The 22,905-nt window shown below is 58.7% G+C and carries 18 protein-coding genes; 10 read left to right on the plus strand and 8 right to left on the minus strand.

Annotation, left to right across the window (positions count from 1 at the left end):
• Position 1 precedes the first annotated feature (1 nt).
• The 7 genes from ACSIPU_RS00575 (at position 2) to ACSIPU_RS00605 (ending at position 6,620) form a co-directional block, all read left to right on the plus strand.
• Positions 2-1,423, plus strand: a complete 1,422-nt coding sequence (locus ACSIPU_RS00575) for a 3-hydroxyacyl-CoA dehydrogenase (protein WP_032728160.1) — start codon at positions 2-4, stop codon at positions 1,421-1,423.
• On the plus strand, positions 1,413-1,835 hold the full coding sequence (gene paaI, locus ACSIPU_RS00580; RefSeq protein ID WP_004101689.1) for a hydroxyphenylacetyl-CoA thioesterase PaaI: 423 nt from the start codon (positions 1,413-1,415) through the stop codon (positions 1,833-1,835). Before ACSIPU_RS00575 ends, paaI begins: the two co-directional genes overlap by 11 nt.
• On the plus strand, positions 1,835-3,040 hold the full coding sequence (gene pcaF, locus ACSIPU_RS00585; protein WP_004101691.1) for a 3-oxoadipyl-CoA thiolase: 1,206 nt from the start codon (positions 1,835-1,837) through the stop codon (positions 3,038-3,040). The genes paaI and pcaF overlap by 1 nt, the downstream gene beginning before the upstream one ends.
• Positions 3,041-3,068: 28 nt before the next feature.
• Positions 3,069-4,385, plus strand: coding sequence for a phenylacetate--CoA ligase PaaK (gene paaK / locus ACSIPU_RS00590; protein ID WP_023320873.1), 1,317 nt, complete (start codon positions 3,069-3,071; stop codon positions 4,383-4,385).
• A 285-nt stretch (positions 4,386-4,670) separates the two neighbouring features.
• Complete coding sequence (gene paaX, locus ACSIPU_RS00595) at positions 4,671-5,597, plus strand: phenylacetic acid degradation operon negative regulatory protein PaaX (protein WP_196558102.1); 927 nt, start codon at positions 4,671-4,673, stop codon at positions 5,595-5,597.
• A 9-nt stretch (positions 5,598-5,606) separates the two neighbouring features.
• Positions 5,607-6,203, plus strand: a complete 597-nt coding sequence (paaY, locus tag ACSIPU_RS00600) for a phenylacetic acid degradation protein PaaY (RefSeq protein ID WP_004101697.1) — start codon at positions 5,607-5,609, stop codon at positions 6,201-6,203.
• A 9-nt stretch (positions 6,204-6,212) separates the two neighbouring features.
• Positions 6,213-6,620 carry a GFA family protein gene (locus ACSIPU_RS00605; protein WP_004101699.1) on the plus strand — a complete coding sequence of 136 codons (408 nt, stop codon included), beginning with the start codon at positions 6,213-6,215 and terminating at the stop codon, positions 6,618-6,620.
• Positions 6,621-6,657: 37 nt separating this feature from the next.
• On the opposite strand, the gene azoR is transcribed toward ACSIPU_RS00605, so the two are convergent.
• Entirely contained in the window at positions 6,658-7,263 is a 606-nt protein-coding gene (azoR, locus tag ACSIPU_RS00610) for an FMN-dependent NADH-azoreductase (protein WP_004101701.1), read from the minus strand.
• Between the two features lie 204 nt (positions 7,264-7,467).
• Here azoR and hrpA point away from each other — a divergent pair, with 204 nt between their 5' ends.
• On the plus strand, positions 7,468-11,370 hold the full coding sequence (hrpA, locus tag ACSIPU_RS00615) for an ATP-dependent RNA helicase HrpA (protein ID WP_023320875.1): 3,903 nt from the start codon (positions 7,468-7,470) through the stop codon (positions 11,368-11,370).
• A 48-nt stretch (positions 11,371-11,418) separates the two neighbouring features.
• Here the strand turns inward: hrpA and ACSIPU_RS00620 are convergent, their stop codons facing one another.
• From ACSIPU_RS00620 to ACSIPU_RS00650, 7 genes are all read right to left on the minus strand, one after another.
• A complete protein-coding gene (locus ACSIPU_RS00620; protein WP_004101705.1) occupies positions 11,419-12,078 on the minus strand; it encodes an O-methyltransferase in 660 nt (219 codons plus the stop codon).
• Positions 12,079-12,093: 15 nt separating this feature from the next.
• Positions 12,094-13,473: an efflux transporter outer membrane subunit gene (locus tag ACSIPU_RS00625; RefSeq protein ID WP_004112696.1), complete on the minus strand. Its 1,380-nt coding sequence runs from the start codon at positions 13,471-13,473 to the stop codon at positions 12,094-12,096.
• Positions 13,470-14,555, minus strand: a complete 1,086-nt coding sequence (locus ACSIPU_RS00630) for an HlyD family secretion protein (protein WP_004101709.1) — start codon at positions 14,553-14,555, stop codon at positions 13,470-13,472. Before ACSIPU_RS00630 ends, ACSIPU_RS00625 begins: the two co-directional genes overlap by 4 nt.
• Before the next feature lie 21 nt (positions 14,556-14,576).
• Positions 14,577-16,229 (minus strand): MFS transporter, encoded by a 1,653-nt coding sequence (locus ACSIPU_RS00635; protein WP_196558103.1) that lies wholly within the window; start codon positions 16,227-16,229, stop codon positions 14,577-14,579.
• Positions 16,229-16,660, minus strand: a complete 432-nt coding sequence (locus tag ACSIPU_RS00640) for a MarR family winged helix-turn-helix transcriptional regulator (RefSeq protein WP_004101713.1) — start codon at positions 16,658-16,660, stop codon at positions 16,229-16,231. The genes ACSIPU_RS00635 and ACSIPU_RS00640 overlap by 1 nt, the downstream gene beginning before the upstream one ends.
• A 177-nt stretch (positions 16,661-16,837) precedes the next feature.
• On the minus strand, positions 16,838-18,112 hold the full coding sequence (locus ACSIPU_RS00645; RefSeq protein ID WP_064351524.1) for a Glu/Leu/Phe/Val family dehydrogenase: 1,275 nt from the start codon (positions 18,110-18,112) through the stop codon (positions 16,838-16,840).
• A gap of 368 nt (positions 18,113-18,480) precedes the next feature.
• On the minus strand, positions 18,481-19,806 hold the full coding sequence (locus ACSIPU_RS00650) for an MFS transporter (protein ID WP_004101717.1): 1,326 nt from the start codon (positions 19,804-19,806) through the stop codon (positions 18,481-18,483).
• A 383-nt stretch (positions 19,807-20,189) separates the two neighbouring features.
• Between ACSIPU_RS00650 and ACSIPU_RS00655 the strand changes: the two genes are divergently transcribed.
• Positions 20,190-20,981 (plus strand): YdcF family protein, encoded by a 792-nt coding sequence (locus tag ACSIPU_RS00655; RefSeq protein ID WP_196558105.1) that lies wholly within the window; start codon positions 20,190-20,192, stop codon positions 20,979-20,981.
• A 266-nt stretch (positions 20,982-21,247) separates the two neighbouring features.
• Entirely contained in the window at positions 21,248-22,687 is a 1,440-nt protein-coding gene (gene aldA, locus ACSIPU_RS00660) for an aldehyde dehydrogenase (RefSeq protein WP_004101721.1), read from the plus strand.
• Positions 22,688-22,905 lie beyond the last annotated feature (218 nt).

Consider the following 22,905-nt stretch of genomic DNA (forward strand, 5'->3'; position numbering starts at 1 on the left):
GATGAGCAAAACGTTACCTACCGTTGCGGTAATAGGCAGCGGCACCATGGGCGCCGGCATTGCCGAGGTGGCCGCCGCCGCCGGGCATCCGGTACTGATTTTCGACATCGATCCTGAGGCGGTGGTTCGCGCCATCGACGGTATTGGTCAACGTCTGGCCTCCCGCGTCAGCCGCGGCAAGCTGGCGGCTGGCCAGGCTGAGGCGCTGCTGACGCGTCTGTCTCCGGCTGAGGATCTGAGCGCTTTAGCCCGCGCGGAGCTGGTTATTGAAGCTGCCTCCGAGCGCCTGGACGTGAAAAAAGCGCTGTTCAAACAGCTGGCTGAAATCTGCTCCCCGTCAACGCTGCTAGTCAGCAACACGTCGTCGATATCGATCACCGCCATCGCCGCTGGAGTCGCGCACCCGGAGCGGGTTGCCGGGCTGCACTTCTTTAACCCGGCCTCGGTGATGAAGCTGGTCGAAGTGGTCAGCGGCCTGGCGACCTCAGCGGAAGTCGTTGAACAGCTCTGCCAGCGGGTCTGCGCCTGGGGAAAACAGCCGGTTCGCTGCCGTTCGACGCCCGGTTTTATCGTCAACCGCGTGGCGCGTCCTTTTTATGCCGAAGCGTGGCGAGCGCTGGAGGAGCAGGTTGCCGCGCCGGAGGTGATTGACGCCGCTCTGCGCGACGGCGGCGGTTTTCCCATGGGGCCGCTGGCGTTGACCGACCTGATAGGCCAGGACGTTAACTTTGCGGTGACCTGTTCGGTGTTTAACGCCTTCTGGCAGGACCGCCGCTATCTGCCATCGCTGCTGCAGCAGGAGCTGGTTCTGGCCGGACGGCTGGGCAAAAAGAGCGGGCAGGGGGTCTACTGCTGGCCTGGCGAAGCGCAGCCTGAGCTGGCGCTGGCCGCCGTATCAGCAGAACGCGCAGCAAAGCGCATTAAAAGTGACGTTGTCACAGAGCTGGACGAGGTGCTGCTGCTGGAAACGACCGGCGAAACCGCCCTGGCATTAAGCATCCAGCACGGCCGTCCGGTGGTGGTCTACGACCATAGCGCGGGCGAAACGGTGGTGCTGGCCAGCGCGGAAACGACCTCACAGGCGGCGACCGACAAAGCCATTTTCTATTTTCAGCAGCAGGGCAAAAAAGTGCTGCAGATCGCCGACTATCCCGGGCTGCTGGTGTGGCGGACGGTGGCGATGCTGGTTAACGAAGCGCTGGATGCGCTGCAAAAAGGCGTTGCCGGCGCCGAGGATATCGATACCGCCATGCGCCTGGGCGTTAACTACCCGCGCGGTCCGCTGGCGTGGGGGGAATCACTTGGCTGGGGCCGGGTACTGCGGCTGCTGGAGAACCTACAACAGCACTACGGCGAGGAGCGCTATCGGCCCTGTTCCCTGCTGCGTCAGAAGGCGCTGATGGAGAAACATCATGAGCAATGAAGCCTGGCGTAACGCCCGCGCGATGTATGAGAACGATAACTGCGCGCAAGCGCTGGGGATCAAGATTATCGAGATGGATGACGGCTACGCGCAGATGTCCATGGCGGTTACCGCGAACATGCTCAATGGCCATCATACCTGCCACGGCGGGCAGCTGTTTTCGCTCGCCGATACCGCCTTCGCTTACGCCTGCAACAGCCAGGGGCTGGCGGCGGTCGCGTCGGCGGCGAGCATCGATTTTCTGCGCCCGGCCTTTGTCGGTGAGCTGCTGACCGCGACGGCGAGAGTCAAGCATCAGGGCAAGCTGACCGGGGTCTATGACATCGAAATTGTCAATCAACAGCAAAAAGTTGTTGCCTTGTTTCGCGGTAAATCGCACCGCATCGGCGGCACAATCACAGGAGAAGTCTGATGCGCGACGCTTATATTTGTGACGGGATCCGCACGCCGATTGGCCGCTACGGCGGGGCGCTGGCCAGCGTGCGCGCCGATGACCTGGCCGCCATCCCGCTGCGCGAGCTACTGAGCCGTAACCCTAAGTTCGACCCGGCATCGATTGATGATGTGATTCTCGGCTGCGCCAACCAGGCCGGTGAAGACAACCGTAACGTGGCCCATATGGCGACGCTATTGGCGGGCTATCCCCACAGCGTACCCGGTACCACCATTAACCGCCTGTGCGGCTCCGGTCTGGACGCCATCGGCTTCGCGGCCCGCGCCATCAAAGCCGGAGAGGCGGATCTGATGATCGCCGGCGGCGTTGAGTCCATGTCGCGGGCGCCGTTCGTGATGGGGAAGGCCAGCGCCCCGTATCAGCGCCAGGCCGAGCTGTTTGATACCACCATCGGCTGGCGTTTTGTGAACCCGCTCATGCAGCGGCAATTTGGCACTGACAGCATGCCGGAAACGGCGGAGAATGTAGCTGAATTGTTAAATATCAGCCGCGCCGATCAGGACGCTTTCGCTTTCCGCAGCCAGCAGCGGACTGCGCAGGCTCAGCGCGACGGTATTCTGGCGCAGGAGATCGTGCCGGTCGACATTATCGGCCGGAAAGGGGCGGTAAACGTCGTGCGTGACGACGAGCATCCGCGAGCGGACACCACCATTGAACAGCTTTCGCGGCTAAAAACGCCGTTCCGCCAGGGCGGCGTAGTGACCGCGGGAAATGCCTCCGGCGTCAACGACGGCGCCGCGGCGCTGATTATCGCAAGCTCGCAGCAGGCCATCGTCCAGGGGCTGACGCCCCGGGCGCGCATTGTGGCCATGGCGACGGCGGGCGTCGAGCCGAAATTTATGGGGCTGGGGCCGGTTCCGGCGGTACGTAAAGCGCTGGAACGCGCCGGGCTGAACATTAACGACATGGACTTGATTGAGCTGAATGAAGCCTTTGCCGCTCAGGCGTTGGGCGTGCTCAGACAGCTGGGGCTGGCGGACGATGCCCCCCATGTTAATCCCAACGGCGGCGCCATCGCCTTAGGCCATCCGTTGGGAATGAGCGGCGCCCGGCTGGCATTAAGCGCCAGCCTGGAGCTGCAGCGCCGCAGCGGGCGCTATGCGCTGTGTACGATGTGTATTGGCGTGGGTCAGGGCATTGCCATGATCCTTGAGCGAGTGTGAGCGAATCTACCTGCGAGTACCCTACAAAATGACAACGATAACTCAATTAGACCCGATTGAAACCGCATCGCGCGACGAGCTACAGGCCCTGCAAACCCAGCGTCTGAAGTGGACCCTTAAGCATGCGTATGAGAACGTGCCGATGTATCGCCGTAAATTTGATGCGGCGGGCGTTCATCCTGACGATTTTCACGAACTGAGCGATCTGAGTAAGTTTCCCTGTACCACCAAACAGGATCTGCGCGACAACTATCCGTTTGATACTTTTGCGGTGCCGATGGAGCAGGTGGTGCGCATCCATGCGTCTTCGGGCACCACCGGCAAGCCGACGGTGGTGGGCTATACGCAAAACGATATTGATAACTGGGCCAATATTGTCGCACGCTCCCTGCGCGCGGCGGGCGGGACGGCGAAAGACAAAATTCATGTTGCCTATGGTTACGGGCTGTTTACCGGCGGTCTCGGCGCTCACTACGGCGCGGAGCGTTTAGGCGCGACGGTCATTCCCATGTCCGGCGGGCAGACCGAAAAACAAGCTCAGCTAATCCGCGATTTTCAGCCGGATATGATCATGGTCACTCCGTCCTATTGTCTGAACCTGATTGAAGAGCTGGAACGCCAGATGGGCGGCGACGCCAGCGGCTGCTCCCTGCGGGTGGGCGTGTTCGGCGCGGAGCCGTGGACCCATGCGATGCGGGCGGAAATCGAGCGCCGACTGGGTATTTCGGCGCTGGATATCTACGGTCTGTCGGAGGTGATGGGGCCGGGGGTGGCGATGGAGTGTCTGGAGACCGCCGACGGTCCGACGATCTGGGAAGACCATTTCTACCCTGAAGTGGTGAATCCGGACAACGGTACGCCGCTGAGGGACGGTGAACACGGCGAGCTGCTGTTCACCACCCTGACCAAAGAAGCGCTACCGGTGATCCGCTATCGCACCCGCGACCTGACGCGTCTGCTGCCGGGCACCGCCCGTACCATGCGTCGGATGGATCGCATTAGCGGACGCAGCGACGATATGCTGATTATTCGCGGCGTAAACGTCTTCCCGTCGCAGCTGGAAGAGGAGATCCTCAAGTTCGAACATCTGGCGCCGCACTATCAGCTGGAAGTTAATCGCCGGGGCCATCTTGATTCACTTTCGGTGCGCGTGGAGCTAAAAGAGAGCGGTCTGGCGCTGAACCACGAGCAGCGCTGTCAGATTTGCCATCAGTTGCGTCATCGGATCAAGTCGATGGTGGGGATCTCGACCGATATCAGCATCGTCAACTGCGGTAGCATCCCGCGTTCCGAGGGCAAGGCCTGTCGCGTGTTCGACCTGCGCAAGGTTGCCGCTAACGGATAATGTTTTCTCCCGGAGGCGGCGCATTGCGCCTGTCCGGGCTACACGACGACACAACTCCCTGGCCCGGACAGGGGTAGCCCGGGTAAGGCGTTTACGCCGCGACCCGGGGAGTGTGCCGGGATTGATGTATCAGCTCGGCCTCTTCCCGGCTTGCGCTGTGCTTAGCCGGGCTACGTGTTTATCGCCGTCTGCGGGCCGGTAGCCCGGACAGGTGCGCCAGCACCGCCTCCGGGATTTCCTGTGCTATGATTCAAAAAGGACAAAAATAACAACAGAATGAATCAGATGAGTAAACTCGATACCTTTATTCAACAGGCCACGGAAACGATGCCCATCAGTGGAACCTCGCTTATTGCTTCTTTATACGGCGACGCCTTGCTCCAACGCGGTGGGGAGGTCTGGCTCGGCAGCGTAGCGGCGCTGCTGGAAGGACTGGGCTTCGGCGAACGATTCGTGCGTACTGCGCTGTTCCGCCTGAATAAAGAAGAGTGGCTTGACGTGGTGCGCATTGGCCGCCGAAGCTTCTACCATCTCAGCGACAAAGGTCTGCGCTTGACTCGCCGCGCCGAACATAAAATCTATCGCGCCAGCGCCCCGGAATGGGACGGCACCTGGCTACTGCTACTGTCGGAAGGGCTTGAGAAGAGCACGCTGGCGGAGGTCAAAAAACAGCTGCTGTGGCAGGGATTTGGCGCGCTGGCGCCGAGCCTGCTGGCTTCACCGTCGCAAAAGCTGGCGGATGTGCAATCTCTACTGCACGACGCGGGCGTGGCGGAAAATGTCATCTGCTTCGAAGCCCACTCCCCGCTGGCGCTCTCCCGGGCGGCGCTGCGCGCCCGCGTTGAAGAGTGCTGGCATCTCACCGAACAGAACGCGATGTATGAGACGTTTATCAATTTGTTTCGTCCTCTGCTGCCGCTGCTTCGCGACTGCGAGCCCGCAGAACTGACGCCCGAACGCTGCTTTCACATTCAACTACTGCTGATTCACTTCTACCGCCGGGTGGTGCTTAAGGATCCGCTGCTGCCCGAAGAACTGCTCCCTGCACACTGGGCCGGGCAAACCGCGCGCCAGCTGTGCATCAATATTTATCAACGCGTTGCGCCCGGCGCGCTGGCCTTCGTCGGCGAGAAGGGCGAAAGCTCGGTGGGGGAACTTCCCGCGCCGGGGCCGCTCTATTTCCAGCGTTTCGGCGGACTGTCGGGCGTATAAGGAGGCACCATGCCCATTTATCAGATTGACGGTATGACGCCGGTTGTACCGGACGAGAGCTATGTTCATCCCACCGCCGTGCTGATTGGCGACGTGATCCTCGGCAAAGGGGTCTACGTCGGGCCTAACGCCAGCCTGCGCGGCGACTTTGGCCGTATCGTGGTGAAGGATGGCGCTAACATCCAGGATAATTGCGTGATGCACGGCTTTCCCGGCCAGGATACGGTCGTGGAGGAGGAGGGACATATCGGCCACGGTGCGATTCTGCACGGCTGTACCATCGGCCGCAACGCGCTGGTGGGCATGAGCGCGGTGATTATTGACGGTGCCAGGATTGGGGAGAATAGCATTGTCGGCGCCTCAGCCTTTGTGAAAGCCAACGCCGAAATGCCCGCCAACCATCTGATTGTCGGCAGTCCGGCCAAAGCCATCCGCGCGTTAAGCGAACAGGAGCTGGCCTGGAAAAAGCAGGGAACGCGGGAGTATCAGATGCTGGTGGAGCGCTGCAAGCAGACGCTGCATCAGGTGGAACCGCTAAAAGAAGCCGAGCCGGACAGAAAGCGTCTCGTCTTTGACGAGAATTTACGGCCAAAGTCATCGTCCTGAGGGGAAAACATGGCAGAAAAATTATCCGCTCAATGCCACTGCGGCGCGGTGGCGTTTACCGTTGAACTCAGCGATGGCTTCAACACCGCTCGACGCTGCAACTGTTCATTTTGCCGGATGCGGGGAGCGGTTACGGTCTCCGCGCCGCTTTCAGGAATCGATATCTTACGCGGGCGGGAGAAGCTCACGGAGTATCGCTTTAACACCGGTGAAGCCGTGCACTTTTTCTGCTCGGTATGCGGGATTTACACTTTCCATCAGCGGCGTTCAAATCCGCAGCAGTACGGGGTGAATGTGGCCTGCATTGCAGGCGTGTCGCCCTTCGATTTTCCCTGCTTAGAGGTCAACGATGGCGTGAATCATCCGAAAGATGGCGGCGGGGGCGTGGTGGGGTATTTGCGTTACGAGAAAAAGTGAAACTCTCCTCCCGCCGGGAAGCAGGAGGAGGCAAATCTTATGCGGCAACGACGCTGTCGATAGCGGCTTTCGCATCAGACTGCGCTTTCGCTGCGACTTCCGGACCGTAAGCGATGCCTTCAGCAAAGACGAAGTTCACGTCGGTGATGCCGATAAAACCGAGGAAAGTAGAGAGATACGGGGTCACCAGATCGGTCGGGGTATCTTTATGGATACCGCCGCGGCTGGTGACGACCACCGCACGTTTTCCTTTTACCAGACCTTCTGGCCCTTTCTCGGTATAGCGGAAGGTGACGCCAGCGCGAGCCACCAGGTCGAAGTAGTTTTTCAGCTGAGTCGGAATGTTGAAGTTGTACATCGGCGCCGCAATAACAATCACATCGTTCGCCTGCAGTTCAGCGATCAGTTCGTCGGACAGCGCCAGCGCTTCCTGCTGACGCGGCGTCAGCGGCGCATCGCTCGGACGCAGGGCGCCAACCAGCTCGCCGTCCAGTACCGGGATCGGATTTGCAGCCAGGTCGCGCACGGTAATAACGTCTTGCGCGTGTTTTTCACGCCATTGTTCAACAAAATAGTCGGACAGCTGACCAGATTGCGAGTACCCTGCCAGAATACTGGATTTGAGAACTAATACTTTGCTCATGGGTGTTTCCTTTTTTAATGTGATTGACGGGCCTGTGCCCTGGTGCTTGATGACACTGTATTCACAATCATGTCACAGAGAAAGCGCAATAAATCGAACTCTGTATTCAGTTTTTTTGAACAAGGCACGAAATGCGCGGATGTGGTACTCTAGCGCAATATTTCATAAGAGATTTTTCCCGGCAGTGCACTGCCCGATAACGCTATGACAGAACAACAAAAATTCACCTTCTCACAGCTCTTTACGCAGCTGGATGGCCTGATGCTGCGCGATAAGTCGCGCTTTGCCCGTCGCCTGCACGGCGTGAAGAAGGTTAAAAATCCTGATGCCCAACAGGCCATTCTGCAGGAGATGGCGCAAGAAATTGAACAGGCGGCAGGGAGAGTCCTGCTGCGCGAAGCCGCGCGGCCAGCGATTTCCTATCCGGATAACCTGCCGGTTAGCCAGAAAAAACAAGCGATCCTCGAAGCCGTGCGCGATCACCAGGTGGTGATTGTGGCGGGGGAAACCGGGTCGGGGAAAACCACCCAGTTGCCGAAAATTTGCATGGAGCTGGGACGCGGCGTTAAAGGCTTAATCGGCCATACCCAGCCGCGTCGTCTGGCCGCGCGTACCGTTGCCAACCGTATTGCCGAGGAGCTGCAAACGGAACCAGGCGGCTGCATCGGTTACAAAGTTCGCTTCAGCGACCACGTCAGCGACAATACGATGGTTAAGCTGATGACCGACGGTATTCTGCTGGCGGAAATCCAGCAGGATCGGCTACTGATGCAGTACGACACCATCATCATCGATGAAGCGCACGAACGCAGCCTGAATATCGACTTCCTGCTCGGCTATTTGCGGGAACTGCTGCCGCGTCGCCCGGATCTGAAAATCATCATTACCTCAGCGACCATCGACCCGGAACGCTTCTCGCGCCACTTTAACAACGCGCCGATTATCGAAGTGTCCGGACGAACCTTCCCGGTTGAGGTGCGCTATCGGCCCATCGTTGAGGACGCCGATGACACCGAACGCGATCAGCTGCAGGCGATCTTTGACGCCGTTGACGAGCTGGGACGTGAAAGCGCTGGCGATATCCTCATTTTTATGAGCGGCGAGCGGGAAATTCGCGATACCGCCGATGCGCTTAACAAGCTGAATCTGCGCCACACCGAGGTGCTGCCGCTGTATGCGCGGCTCTCCAATAGCGAGCAGAACCGCGTGTTCCAGGCCCATAGCGGGCGGCGAATTGTGCTGGCGACCAACGTCGCGGAAACCTCGCTGACCGTACCGGGCATTAAGTACGTTATCGACCCCGGTACCGCGCGCATCAGCCGCTACAGCTTCCGGACCAAAGTGCAGCGTCTGCCGATTGAGCCGGTTTCTCAGGCGTCGGCCAACCAGCGTAAAGGCCGCTGCGGCCGCGTATCTGACGGGATCTGCATTCGTCTTTATTCAGAAGACGACTTCCTGTCGCGCCCGGAATTTACCGATCCGGAGATTCTGCGCACCAACCTGGCGTCGGTTATCCTGCAAATGACCGCGCTCGGACTCGGCGATATTGCCGCTTTCCCGTTCGTTGAAGCGCCGGATAAACGCAATATTCAGGACGGCGTGCGTCTGCTGGAAGAGCTGGGGGCGATTACCACTGACGAACAGCAGACCGCCTATAAGCTGACGCCGATGGGGCGCCAGCTCAGCCAGCTGCCGGTGGACCCGCGTCTGGCGCGAATGGTGCTGGAGGCGCAAAAACACGGCTGCGTGCGCGAGGCGATGATTATCACCTCGGCGCTCTCTATTCAGGACCCGCGCGAGCGGCCAATGGATAAGCAGCAGGCTTCCGATGAGAAGCATCGCCGCTTCCACGATAAAGAGTCCGACTTCATGGCGTTCGTCAACCTGTGGAACTACCTGGGCGAGCAGCAAAAAGCGCTCTCCTCGAACCAGTTCCGCCGCCAGTGTCGGGTCGATTTTCTCAACTACCTGCGCGTGCGCGAGTGGCAGGATATCTACACTCAGCTGCGTCAGGTCGTTAAAGAGCTCGGCCTGCCGGTGAATAGCGAACCGGCAGAGTATCGCGAAATTCACACCGCGCTGCTGACCGGTTTGCTGTCGCACATTGGTATGAAAGATACCGATAAGCAGGAATACACTGGCGCGCGCAACGCTCGCTTCTCTATCTTCCCCGGCTCCGGGCTGTTTAAAAAGCCGCCGAAATGGACGATGGTCGCCGAGCTAGTGGAAACCAGCCGTCTGTGGGGGCGTATCGCCGCACGCATAGAGCCGGAATGGGTCGAGCCGGTCGCTCAGCACTTGCTCAAACGTTCTTACAGCGAACCGCACTGGGAGCGCGCGCAGGGCGCGGTGATGGCGACGGAGAAGGTCACCGTTTACGGTCTGCCTATCGTCGCGGCCCGTAAGGTCAACTACAGCCAGATTGACCCGGCGCTGTGCCGCGAACTGTTTATCCGCCATGCGCTGGTGGAGGGCGACTGGCAGACCCGCCACGCCTTCTTCCGTGACAACCTGAAGCTGCGCAACGAGATTGAAGAGCTGGAGCATAAGTCGCGCCGCCGCGACATTCTTGTCGACGACGAAACGCTGTTTGAGTTCTACGACCAGCGCATCAGCCATGACGTCATCTCCGCGCGCCACTTCGATAAATGGTGGAAACAGGCCAGTCGCGAGACGCCGGATCTGCTTAACTTTGAAAAAAGTATGCTGATTAAAGAAGGCGCGGAGCAGGTCAGTAAGCTGGACTATCCGAACTTCTGGCACCAGGGCAATCTGAAGCTGCGTCTGACCTATCAGTTCGAGCCGGGCGCAGATGCCGACGGCGTGACGGTGCATATTCCGCTGCCGCTGCTCAACCAGGTGGAAGAGGCCGGGTTTGAGTGGCAGATCCCCGGTCTGCGCCGGGAGCTGATTATCGCCCTGATTAAATCGCTGCCGAAGCCGGTGCGCCGCAATTTTGTCCCGGCGCCAAACTACGCGGAAGCGTTTCTCGGCCGCGCGACGCCGCTGGAGCTGCCGCTGCTGGATTCCCTTGAGCGCGAACTGCGGCGGATGACCGGCGTGACTATTGACCGCGAGGCCTGGCAGTGGGATCAGGTGCCCGATCACCTGAAAATCACTTTCCGGGTGGTGGACGACAAAAATAAGAAGCTACAGGAAGGGCGATCGCTGCAGGATCTGAAAGATGCCCTGAAAGGCAAGGTACAGGAGACGCTGTCCGCAGTCGCCGATGACGGTATAGAGCAGAGCGGGCTACATATCTGGAGCTTTGGCCGCCTGCCGGAGAGCTACGAGCAGAAGCGCGGCAACTATAAAGTTAAGGCCTGGCCGGCGCTGGTGGACGAACGCGACAGCGTGGCCATCAAGCTGTTTGATAATCCGCTCGAGCAGCAGCAGGAGATGTGGCGCGGCCTGCGCCGCCTGCTGCTGTTGAATATCCCATCGCCGATTAAATATCTGCATGAGAAGCTGCCGAATAAAGCCAAGCTGGGGCTCTATTTCAACCCCTACGGCAAGGTGCTGGATCTGATCGATGACTGTATCTCCTGCGGCGTCGATAAGCTGATCGATGAAGCGGGTGGCCCGGTGTGGAGCGAGGAGGGCTTTGCCGCGCTGCATGAAAAAGTGCGCGCTGAGCTCAACGAGACGGTGGTGGAGATCGCCAAACAGGTTGAGCAGATCCTGACCGCGGTGTTCAACATCAACAAACGCCTGAAAGGTCGCGTCGATATGACCATGGCGCTGGGGCTGTCGGATATTAAATCGCAGATGAGCGGGCTGGTGTATCGCGGCTTCGTCACCGGCAACGGCTTCCGCCGCCTGGGCGATACGCTGCGCTATCTGCAGGCGATTGAAAAACGGCTGGAGAAAATGGCGATCGACCCGCACCGCGACCGCGTGCAGATGCTGAAGGTGGAGAGCGTGCAGCAGGCGTGGCAGCAGTGGCTGAATAAGCTACCGCCCAATCGTCGCCAGGATGAGGACGTGCAGGAGATTCGCTGGATGATTGAAGAGCTGCGCGTCAGCCTGTTCGCCCAGCAGCTCGGCACGCCTTATCCGATTTCCGACAAGCGGGTGCTGCAGGCAATGGAGCAGATTACGGCCTGAGCCGCTGCATTCCCCGGTGGCGCAGGCTGCCGGGGAAAGCTGTTGGCGTCAGGCGTTCACCCACGCGAGGGTGAACCCGTCCCAACCTTTGCTGCCCACGGTTTGCAGGGCCGTTACCGTCAGGCGCGGGTCGCTGCCCATCATCGCAATAAACTCCCTGACGCCCTGAACGCGGTCATCTGCGCTATGCGGATCGGTCACTTCGCCGTCGCGCACCACGTTATCGCCAATGATCAGCGTCCCCGGGCGAGAGTAGCGCAAAGCCCAGCGCAGATAGTTTGGGTTATTCGGCTTATCCGCATCGATAAAGATCAGATCAAACGGCGGATGGTCGCCCAGCTTCTCCAGCGTGGCCAGCGCCGGGCCTTCCCGCACCTCAACGAGCTTATCCACGCCCGCCATGCGCAGGTTCTCGCGCGCCACGGCGGCATGGTGCGCATCGGCCTCCAGGGTGACTAATTCGCCATCCGCAGGCAATTCCCGGGCCATCCAGATGGTGCTGTAGCCGCCGAGCGTGCCAATCTCGAGGATGCGTCTGGCGCCCGTCATGCGCACCAGCAGGGCCAGAAACTGCCCCTGATTGGCGGCAACATCGATGGCCGGAAGCCCGGCGCGCTGGTTATTTTCCAGAACCTGGTTGAGCAAGGGATCGTTGGGGATTAACGCTTCCACCAGATAATTATCTACTGCCGACCACTGTTGTTGCATGTCAGATTTCCCGTATTACATCCCTGATGAATCAGACCAGCCGCCTCCCAGCGACCGGTACAAATCGACTTGCGCCAGCAGCAGATTGTTTTTCACCTGCACCACGCTGAGCTGGGTGGAAAACAGCGTACGCTGGGCGTCCAGGACGTCAAGATAGGATGAGTAGCCGTTGCGATAACGGTTTTGGGCAATGCGCAGCGTCTCCCGGGCTACGTCCTCCTGGGCCTGCAGCTCCGTCAGCTGCTCCCCGTAGCGGCCAATAGCATCAAGGCTGTCATTGACCTCCTTAAACGCGCCGCGCACCGTTTTTTCGTAGCTATACAACGCCTGATTGCGCTGGGCCATCGACACGTCTACTTGGGCATTCAGCGCCTGGCGGTTGAGCAGCGGCGCCAGGATGCTGCCGCCAAGGCTCCATAAGCGTAGCGGATTATCCAGCAGGTCGGGCAGAGTGCGATCCTGCATGCTGCCGGTGGCGGTAAGGTTGATGGACGGCAGCAGCTGCGCCTGCGATGACGCCAGCGTGGCGTCGGCGGCCACCAGCTGACGCTGAGCCTGAACGATATCCGGGCGGCGATTGAGCAGGGTTGACGGCAGCTGGGACGGTAGCGACAGCGGCGTCAGCTGGGCAAAGGCGTTGCGCTTAACGGCGCCAGGATTAGCGCCGAGCAGCAGGCTGAGCGCGTTTTCCTGCTGGGCGATTTGGTGTTGCAGCGACGGAATTTGCGCCCGCGTCGAGCGCAGTTCGGAATCCGCCTGCATCAGTTCGAGGCGCGATGTATAGCCGGTCTCGAACTGACGTTTCGCCAGATTAAAGGCATCTTCCCGCGCTTTGAGCGTTTGTTGCGTTACCCGCAGCTGTTCGTCCAGCGAGAGCAGAGTGACATAGCCTGTCGCCACCGAAGAGGCGACGGTCAGGTTCGCCGCCGCGGCGGCGGCTTTTTGCGCCGCCAGACTGGCCTCCGCCGCGCTGGCGGCGCTGCGGTTAGCGCCCCAGATATCAACATCGTAGCTGGCGGTTAGCGCGCCTTTATACACCGTACTGTGGATCGGCAGACCGGTGGCGGCCGACTGCGACCGCGCGCGGGTACCGGTCAGTCCGGCGTCTAGTGAAGGAAAGAGGCTGCTGTCGGCGGCGTAGACCCGCGCCTGATACTCGTTGACCCGTTCGCGGGCAATCAGCACGTCGCTGTTGTAGCGTAGCGCCTGGTCGACGTATTGATTAAGCGTACTGTCGTGAAAATTGCGCCACCACACGCCCTCGACCGGGCTGGCGGGGCCGATATCCGCGCGCCAGGCGGCGGGAATATGCAGCGTCGGCGCGGCCTGTGGGATATCAGCTGACTGGCAGCCAACCAGCGCAAGAATAACGGCGAGGGTGAGCGGACGAATCATCGCGTCTCCTCCCCGCGGGTGTCGATGGTGACCTGCACCGACATCCCCGGCCGCAGGCGCTGGCTGTTTTTCTGCCCCTCATCCACGGCGATGCGTACCGGAATGCGCTGGGCAATTTTGACGAAGTTGCCGGTGGCGTTGTCCGGCGAAATGGCGCTGAACTCAACCCCGGTGGCCGGGGAGATGCTCTGCACCGTACCGGTGAATTTCTCGCTGTTCAGCGCATCAACGGTAAAGGTTACCGGCTGCCCGACGCGGACCTCCGCCAGCTGCGTCTCTTTGAGGTTAGCGATCAGCCAGTGCTGCGGCGGTACCAGCGAGGTCAAATGCGTCCCGGCGGTCACGTAGGCGCCAAGGCGCACTGATATTTGCCCCAGCTGACCATCGGCGGGGGCGATAATGCGGGTATTCTGGAGGTCGATCTGCGCCAGTTCCAGCGCGGCCCTCGCACTGGCGACGTCGGCCAGCAGCGAATCCCGATTAACAATTGTCGATTGCAGATCCTGGCGCGACATTTCCAGCGTCGCTTTGGCCTGCTCGATATCCGCAGTCCCCTGCGCCGCGCTGGCGCGGGCGGAATCGCGTTCGCGGATCGAGAGCGAACCGTCGGCGGTCAGCTCCTGAACGCGTTTTAAATCCGCCTGGGTTTTCAGACTTTGCGCGCGGGCGTTTTGCAGCGCCGCTTCGTTACGTACGATGACCGCCTCGGCGCTTTTGCGCTGCTGCAGATTGTTCTTGAGCGCCGCCTCTTTCATCGCCAGCGTGGCTTCCGCCTGATGTACGCGCTGTTTATAGATGCGATCGTCGATCTGAAACAGCACATCGCCGGCTTTCACCTGATTAAAATCCTGAACCTTGACCTCGGTAATATAGCCGTTGACCTGTGGGCTGATAAACGTGGTTTGCCCGCGAACGTAGGCGTTATCGGTAAACTGGCTTTGCCGGGTAAACGGCGGCAGCTGCCAGGCGTAAAGAATAACCAGAACGCCGACAATACCAATTGCCGCGGCGGTAAAAATAGAGACCACGCGAATATTATTACGGGTGTTGGCCTGTTGTTTGGCCGCATCCTGCTGACTCATAATGACTCCAGAGTAAAAATTTTATTTGCTTCCCGTCGCGCGCTTTAACGCAACGCGGGCGGTAATACGTAATCTTATTAAGCGCCAGAAAACCCACACCAGCGTGGCGGCTGAAATCGCCGCCGTCAGCAGATAGGTATCATTGTAAGCGAGAATATTGGCCTGCAGCGTGGCGGCGTTTTGTAGCAGCGTGGTGGCCTGAACGTTGAGCAGGGTGCTGTCGCCAATCTGGCTTTGATACATTTGGCTGTACTGCTGCAAACGTTCAGTAATCAGCGGATTGAGGGTGGTCAACTGGTCGGCGAGCTGGCTGGAGTGAAACTTCTCCCGCCATGTCTGAAAGGTGCCGAGAATGGCCGACCCCAGCAGACCGCCGATATTCTGACTCATGCCGAACAGTACCGAGAAGCTTACCAGATTGCGCTGGTCGGCAATCACGCCGCCAATCCCTGCCAGCATTGCCGGAGCAAGGAAAAAGGCGCTGCCGAAGCCCAGCAGGAACTGGCTGAACATTAGCTGTTCCGGGCGGGTCAGGATGGTCGACTGGCTGTCGAGCAGCGAGGCAATCATGATCAGCGCCAGCGCCGTAGCGGTGGGCCAGTAGAGACGCTGCGGGTTGAGCGTCAGACAGCTGGCGACGATGCCGCAGATGATGCCGGCGAAAATCGACCACGCCAGATTGGTCATCTGTTCATTCTGCAGGCCGACGTACTGCAGCCAGCCGATGACCCCGGTATTTTGCTCCGCCAGCACGATGCGGATCAGCAGCATAATCAGCCCGAGGCGCAGAATGCTGCCGCTGGAGAGCCATTTAATATTGAGTAACGGGTTGCTGCGGTTATGTTCAAAGGCAATTGCGGACACGATGAGCACCCCCGCTCCCGCCAGCGCCCAGCCGATCCACGGCGCTTCAAACCACCAGTCCAGACGCCCCAGCGACAGCACCGCGGTAACCAGCGCCATTCCCGGCGCCAGCAGGAAGAAGGTGATAAAGTCTTTCTTCTCAAAAACTTTTTTACGATCGCTTGGGGGAAGCTTCAGGGCGATCACGCAGGCCAGCGATACCAGCGCCAGCCCCAGTTCAAAGAAGTACAGTCCGCGCCACTCGTCAATTTGCAGCAGTTCGGTGGAAAACAGGCGCGCCAGCGGGATCGCCAGCGATGAGCCGGTAATACCGATAGTCAACGCTTTTAGCCGATGGCGGGCGGGCCAGGCCTGCACCTGATAGTAAATGCCTAACGAGCTCAGCGCCGCAGCCACCATCCCGTGGGCGGCGCGTACCATCAGCGCGGAGCTAAGGTCGTTGACGAACAGGTGAAAGAAGGTCACCAGCACATAGAGGACGAGAAAGCCTTCGGTGAAGGCGCGCAGGCCATACTGCTGACGGAATTTTACCAGCAGCAGGTTGATAGAGACGTTCGTCATCACGTAGACCGCCGGAAGCCAGGCTATCTCGGTGGACCAGGCGGCAAAGGTTCCCTGCAACAGTTGCAGGTTAGCGGTGACCACCGCGTTGCCCAGCGCGCCGGTCAGGCAGACCAACAGTCCAACGATCCCGTAGGCAATGCGCCTGGGCGTGCTGTGAATCGGGGTGGAAGGCGAGCCGAGGATCGCCGGTTTTTCGTGCGGAGCCCAGTCGTGGGGCACATAGGGGTTATCTTTACGGCGAGGCATTATTTTTTCTCTACCTCGCGCAGCAGTTTCTCCAGCACGCGCTGAGTCTGCTGCTGTTCGTCGGGCGTGATAGCGGTGAGGATCTCCTCACGCAGTTCATCGGCTACCGTTTTTACCTGCTGATACACCTCAAGGCCTTTAGCGGTGGCGATCAGCAGCCGTTTACGTTTGTCGCGTTCGGTTTTCACCCGCTCAACCAGACCCAAATCCACCAGCCGATTAAGCAACGGGACGAGGGTCGCGCTTTCGACGCCCAGCTCCTGGGCCAGCTCGCTTTGCGATAGCGGCTGCGCGTTGCGCGCGATAGCGGAAACGGCGACCCAGCTGGCCTGGCTCATGCCGAGGTCTTTGAGGCGACGGTTGACCGCCAGCCGCCAATGATGGGCGGTCAAATACAAAAGATGGGAGAAATTTAGCTGTCGGTTATCCATAGTTCGGTCTGCAATATCGTTAGAGCTCTAATGATTTTATGTCTGGCCAAAACGAGAATTCAAGTCCGATTGATAAAAACAGGTTAACGGTATGTGCGTTTATTGTGGTAGAAGCTTTGGAAGGGGGGAAGGAGAGTTCTGGTCTCAGCCCGGCTTTAACCGGGCTGAGAAGGGGGATTATCCCGGATAAATACCGCGATCTTTACGCGCCATCAGAATTCGCTCACAGGCCACGATATAGGCGGCAGTACGTAAAGAGCACGCTTTTTCCACCGCTTTATCGTAAACGTGAACGATCGCATCGGTCATAATGCGGTCCATTTTGGCGTTGATCTCTTCTTCGCTCCAGAAGAAGCTGGCCATATCCTGCACCCATTCGAAGTAGCTCACGGTGACGCCGCCGGCATTACAAATGACGTCCGGCACCACCACGATGCCGCGTTCGGCCAGCACGTCGTCCGCTTCCGGATAGGTCGGGCCGTTAGCGCCTTCAAGCACCAGTTTGCAGCTGAGGGTTTCCGCGCGCTCGCGCGTAATCTGACCTTCCAGCGCCGCCGGGATCAGAATATCCATCGGCGTCGTCCAGAACGTTTCTTTGTCAATTTCGCGGGCGCCCGGGAAGCCGGCAATTTGCTTGTTCTCGGCCTGCCAGGCGGTCAGCGCGGCCATATCGATACCGCCTTCGTTATACAGCGTGGCGGTATGGTCCTGAATGACCACAATCCGCGCACCGACGCCAGCGAACAGGCGGGCCGCTTCACTGCCTACGTTACCAAACCCTTGCAGCGCGACCTTCGCGCCTTCGATTTCGATACCGCTGCGGCGGGCCACTTCGCGACCAGTGACGAAGACGCCGCGTCCCGTGGCCTTTTCGCGGCCCAGAGAACCGCCGAGATGAATCGGTTTACCGGTGACCACGCCGGTGATAGTGGTGCCGTGGTTCATGGAATAGGTGTCCATCATCCAGGCCATCACTTTACCGTTGGTGCCGACGTCCGGCGCCGGAATATCTTTTTGCGGCCCGATAATAATGCCGATCTCGCTGGTGTAGCGACGGGTCAGACGTTCCAGTTCACCTTCTGATAAAGAGAACGGATCGACGCGGATACCGCCTTTGGCGCCGCCGTAGGGAATATTGACTGCCGCACACTTAATGGTCATCCAGGCTGAGAGGGCCATGACTTCATTCAGGTCCACATCCGGATGGTAACGCACGCCGCCTTTACCCGGACCGCGTGAGAGGTTGTGCTGGACGCGGTAGCCTTCGAAGTGGCGAATGGTTCCGTCGTCCATTTGTACCGGGATATCAACGATCAGCGCGCGTTTCGGATGGCGCAGCGTTTCGATCCAGTAGGCCAGATCGCCGAGGTAGGGGGCGACGCGATCGATTTGACGCAGGTAGGTGGTCCATGGAGATGTACTACTTTCAGAAGCGTAAGATAACTTTTCCATAAGAGTCCTGTTTTGCAGTGATAATTATTTTGTTAACCGTGGAAAGATACAGCCATAAAATCTGTAACGAGAATGTTATCACCAATTTAATGGGACGGTATTTGGCAAAAATGCAGAATATGCTGCCGTTATCGGTAGGGTTGAAGTTTTTGTGAATAAAAAAACGCAAAACAGCGTCGACTACGGATGAATATGCATCTTTGTGCATTAAAGCCGTAGTTTGGACCCTTTATCCCTATTTATCAGAATCTTGACTTCCTTCAAAAAGTGAACAAAACGCTATATTTGTGTGTTGACTTTGTTGCATTGCAGTGAGCATCCTTCGGCTGCTGCCGGCAGGGTGAATGGGTTGCCGGCAGCGAATGGCTTTATAACATCTCGCTCCTGGTGGCGACAGCGCCGGGAGCCTGCTTTAAGCGGCTGGCGCAGAAAATCGCGATAAGTGAAATCACCACCGTTCCCGCCAGATACCATGCGACCGGTATCCAGTCACCGTCATATTTTGCCAGCAGTCCGGTGGCGATCAGCGGAGCGGTACCCCCGGCGAGCGCGGCGCCAAGCTGGTAGCCAAGGGTGATGCCGGTGTAGCGAACGTTAGCGCTGAAGATCTCGGAGCAGAGCGTCCCCAATACCGCGGTAACCGGTGCCCACAGAATACCGAAGGCGATCACCGTGGCGAGCGCAATGCCCCACGTGCTGCGGGTATCCAACAGCAGAAACCACGGTACGATAAACAATCCAAGCAGCACCACGCTGAGCGTGTACATTTTCTGGCGTCCGATTCTGTCTGAAAGCAGTCCCATCAGCGGGATCATAACCGTAGCAACCAGCGCACCGAGGGTGACGGCTTCAAGCGCCTGGGATTTTTGATAGCTCAGCGTGGTGGTGGCATAGCTGACCACGAAAGTCGAAAAAATATAGAATGGCGCGGTTTCCACTACTTTGAGGCCCGCAGCAATTAACACTTCGCGCCAGTGATACTTGAGCGTATCGCGCAGCGGCGCCTTTGCTACCTGGCCTGACTGCTTCACCTGTTTAAATTCCGGCGTTTCATCAATATCTTTGCGGATCCACAGACCAATAAGAACCAGCACCGAGCTGAGCAGGAAAGGGATGCGCCAGCCCCAGGAGAGAAACTGCTCTTCGCTGAAAAGGGTCATTAGCGAGACGATAAAAGTGGCCATCAGCATGCCAATGGTCACGCCCGCCTGCGGAATGCTGCCGAAAAAACCTTTGCGCTTTTCCGGTGCGTATTCGTAGGCCAGCAATAGCGCACCGCCCCATTCGCCGCCGATGCCCATTCCCTGAACGATACGTAAGGTTATCAGCAGCGCTGGCGCCCATAAACCGATCATCTCATAGGTGGGAAGCAGACCGATGGCGACCGTTGCGCCGCCCATCAGGGAGAGCGTCAGGACCAGCGTTTTCTTACGCCCGATTCGGTCGCCAATATGTGCGAAGACCACCCCGCCAATCGGGCGAATGAAAAAGGTCAACGAGAACGAGAGCCAGGAGAGGATTAAACCGATGACCGGATCGACCATCGGAAAGAAAATCTTGTTGAATACCAGCGCCGCCGCCGTACCGTAAAGGAAATAATCGAACCATTCAATGGCGCTGCCGGTGAGGCTGGCAATGAGCACCTTTTTGTTTTTCTTGAGAATTGATGTGGTGCTGCTCTCGTGCAAGGTCATCTTTTAGCTACTCCCCCAGAGTCATCACAACCCGGTGACACCTGATGATTTTCAGGTGCAACCTGGCGAGCGATGAGGTTATTTAATTGTTAAGGAAGCTAGGGTTGTATGTTGCATTTGGCAAGTCTGGTCGCCACGTCAGGGAGCCGTTTTTGCCATTTTTACCGGCGAATCGCGCCGTTATTTAGCCGTTTATTTGAACGTATTCGCTAACAATCGGGCGTATGGTGGTGAGTTATTGAGGTGCAACCGTTCTGTTTTTGGACGTTTCTTGTTATTTCAATCTTGTTACCGCTCAGGCTTTATTAACCCTTAAAGGCGGCTCCGGTTTATCATGGTATCCACAATCCCGTGAAGGGTGACATTGGCGCAAAGGAGAGAACATGTCGGAGCATTTTCCATCGCTGCCGGAGGCGACGCTAGCCGCGGCGAACCGGCTGGGGGCCTGGCTGGCGCAGCATGATTTGCCGCAGCAGCCATCAATCGATGTCGTGGTGCTGGCGGGCAATGCGGTGATCCCAACCATTGATTTCGCCTGCCAGCTGGCGGCGCATCACGCCGTTCCGCTACTGATCAGCGGTGGTATCGGGCATTCCACTTCGTTTTTATACCACGCGGTGTTGAACGATCCGCGCTATTGCACCATCCCGGTAGCCGATCGCGCCGAGGCGCACATTCTGGCCGATATTGCCCACCGGTTCTGGGCTATTCCTCGCGAATACATTGTCGTGGAAGACCGCTCCACCAACTGTGGAGAAAATGCGCGTTTTACCCGGCAAATGCTGGAACAGAGAGGTATTACGCACCGAACGGGCGTGGTGATCCAGGACCCGACCATGCAGCGGCGAACGATGGCGACCTTTGCCCGCGTCTGGCAAGACGCAGCGCATGTGCCGATGTGGTACAGCGCGCCGGGGTGTTCGCCGGTGTTGTGCAATGGCGATAACGGCGTCACCTTTAGCGGCGATAGCAGCGGCCTGTGGCCGGTGGAACGCTATCTGGCGCTGATCCTCGGCGAGCCGCCGCGGCTGGCGGACAATCCGCAGGGTTATGGCCCGTTGGGTAAGGGATTTATCGCTCATGTGGATATTCCGCCGCAGATTATTGATGCGTGGCAGACGCTGCGCAAGGACTGTCTGCTGTCCGATACATTGAGCGCGCGCCAGCTGGCTTAGCTATTAGCCTGAACGCTGTCAGTCAGCCGCTGTCTTTGGCAAGCGCAGGGATGGTCCGGACGTATCCGCCGCATTGCCCGTTTGCGTTGGCGATATCGCAAACGGGCAGGTAGTGTTACTGAATTGTGGTTTTTTCAGCGCCGGCTTGGTCTGTTTTTATGAAATATCTCACAAAAACAAACGTCCGGCCTGTCTCTTTGCCCTTTGGACGATAATTTTTAACATCTATTTCACCTGTTAAAAACAATAATCCTGAGGAGCAGACCATGACAGCACCCGTTCAACACCCTATGTATATTGACGGTCAGTTTGAAGCCGGCCGCGGTGATGCATGGATTGAGGTGATCAATCCGGCCACGGAAGCGCTCATATCGCGTATTCCTGACGGCAGCGCGGAAGATGCGCAGCGCGCGATTCTCGCTGCTGAGCGCGCTCAGCCGGGCTGGGAAGCCTTACCTGCGATCGAGCGAGCGGGGTGGCTGCGTAAAATCGCTGCCGGTATCCGCGAACGGGCCGACGAGATCGCCGCGCTGATTGTCGCCGAAGGCGGGAAGATCCAGCAGCTGGCGGCGGTAGAGGTCTCCTTTACCGCGGATTACCTGGATTATATGGCCGAATGGGCGCGTCGTTATGAGGGCGAAATTGTGCAAAGCGACCGCCCGGGAGAAAACATTCTGGTATTCAAACGCGCGCTGGGCGTGACCACAGGCATCCTGCCGTGGAATTTCCCGTTCTTCCTGATTGCCCGCAAGCTGGCGCCAGCGCTGATTACCGGCAATACCATCGTAATTAAACCGAGTGAGTTTACGCCGAATAACGCCATCGCTTTTGCGCAAATCGTTCATGATATCGGCCTGCCGAAAGGGGTCTTTAATCTGGTGCTGGGCCGCGGCGAAACCGTGGGTCAGGAGCTAGCCGGCAATCCAAAAGTCGCGATGGTCAGCATGACCGGCAGCGTCACCGCAGGGGAGAAGATCATGGCCGCGGCAGCGAAAAACATCACCAAAGTATGCCTGGAGCTGGGCGGGAAAGCGCCGGCTATCGTGATGGATGATGCGGATCTTGAGCTGGCGGTAAAAGCGGTGGTCGATTCTCGCGTGATTAATAGCGGGCAAGTGTGTAACTGCGTTGAGCGCGTGTATGTGCAAAAAGGGCTATACGATCGCTTCGTTAACCGTTTGGGCGAAGCGCTGAAAGCGGTGCAGTTTGGCGATCCGGCTGCGCGCGACGATATTGCCATGGGGCCGTTGATCAATGCCGCAGCGCTGGAGCGGGTTGAGCAGAAGGTAGCGAAAGCGGTGGCTCAGGGCGCACGTATCGCTCTGGGTGGGAAAGCGGTGGAGGGTAAAGGCTATTTCTATCCGCCGACGCTGCTGCTGGACGTGCGCCAGGAGATGGATATCGTTCATGAAGAGACGTTCGGTCCGGTACTGCCGGTCGTGGCGTTTGATACCCTGGAAGAGGCGCTGGCGATGGCCAACGACAGCGATTACGGGCTGACGTCATCAATCTATACCCGCGATTTGAACGTCGCGATGAAGGCGATTAAGGGGCTGAAGTTTGGTGAAACCTATATTAACCGCGAGAACTTTGAGGCGATGCAGGGTTTCCATGCCGGATGGCGTAAATCAGGGATTGGCGGCGCCGACGGGCGTCACGGCCTGAATGAGTATCTGCAAACCCAGGTGGTCTATCTGCAGGCCTGATTTAGCAGAGGAGCGGCGCGTTCCCCGGAGGCGATGCTGCGCATCTGTCCGGGCTGGAGGTTACCAGCCGTCTGCGGTCTCGTAGCCCGGGCAAGGCGCGTTGCGCCGCCCCCCGGGAGAAACGTGCAGAACGTGGCAGACATTCCCGGAGGCGATGCTGCGCATCTGTCCGGGCTGGAGGTTACCAGCCGTCTGCGGTCCGGTAGCCCGGGCAAGGC

Origin of the sequence: Klebsiella sp. HN106 (assembly GCF_051209435.1) — a bacterium.
Classification (GTDB): domain Bacteria; phylum Pseudomonadota; class Gammaproteobacteria; order Enterobacterales; family Enterobacteriaceae; genus Klebsiella; species Klebsiella oxytoca.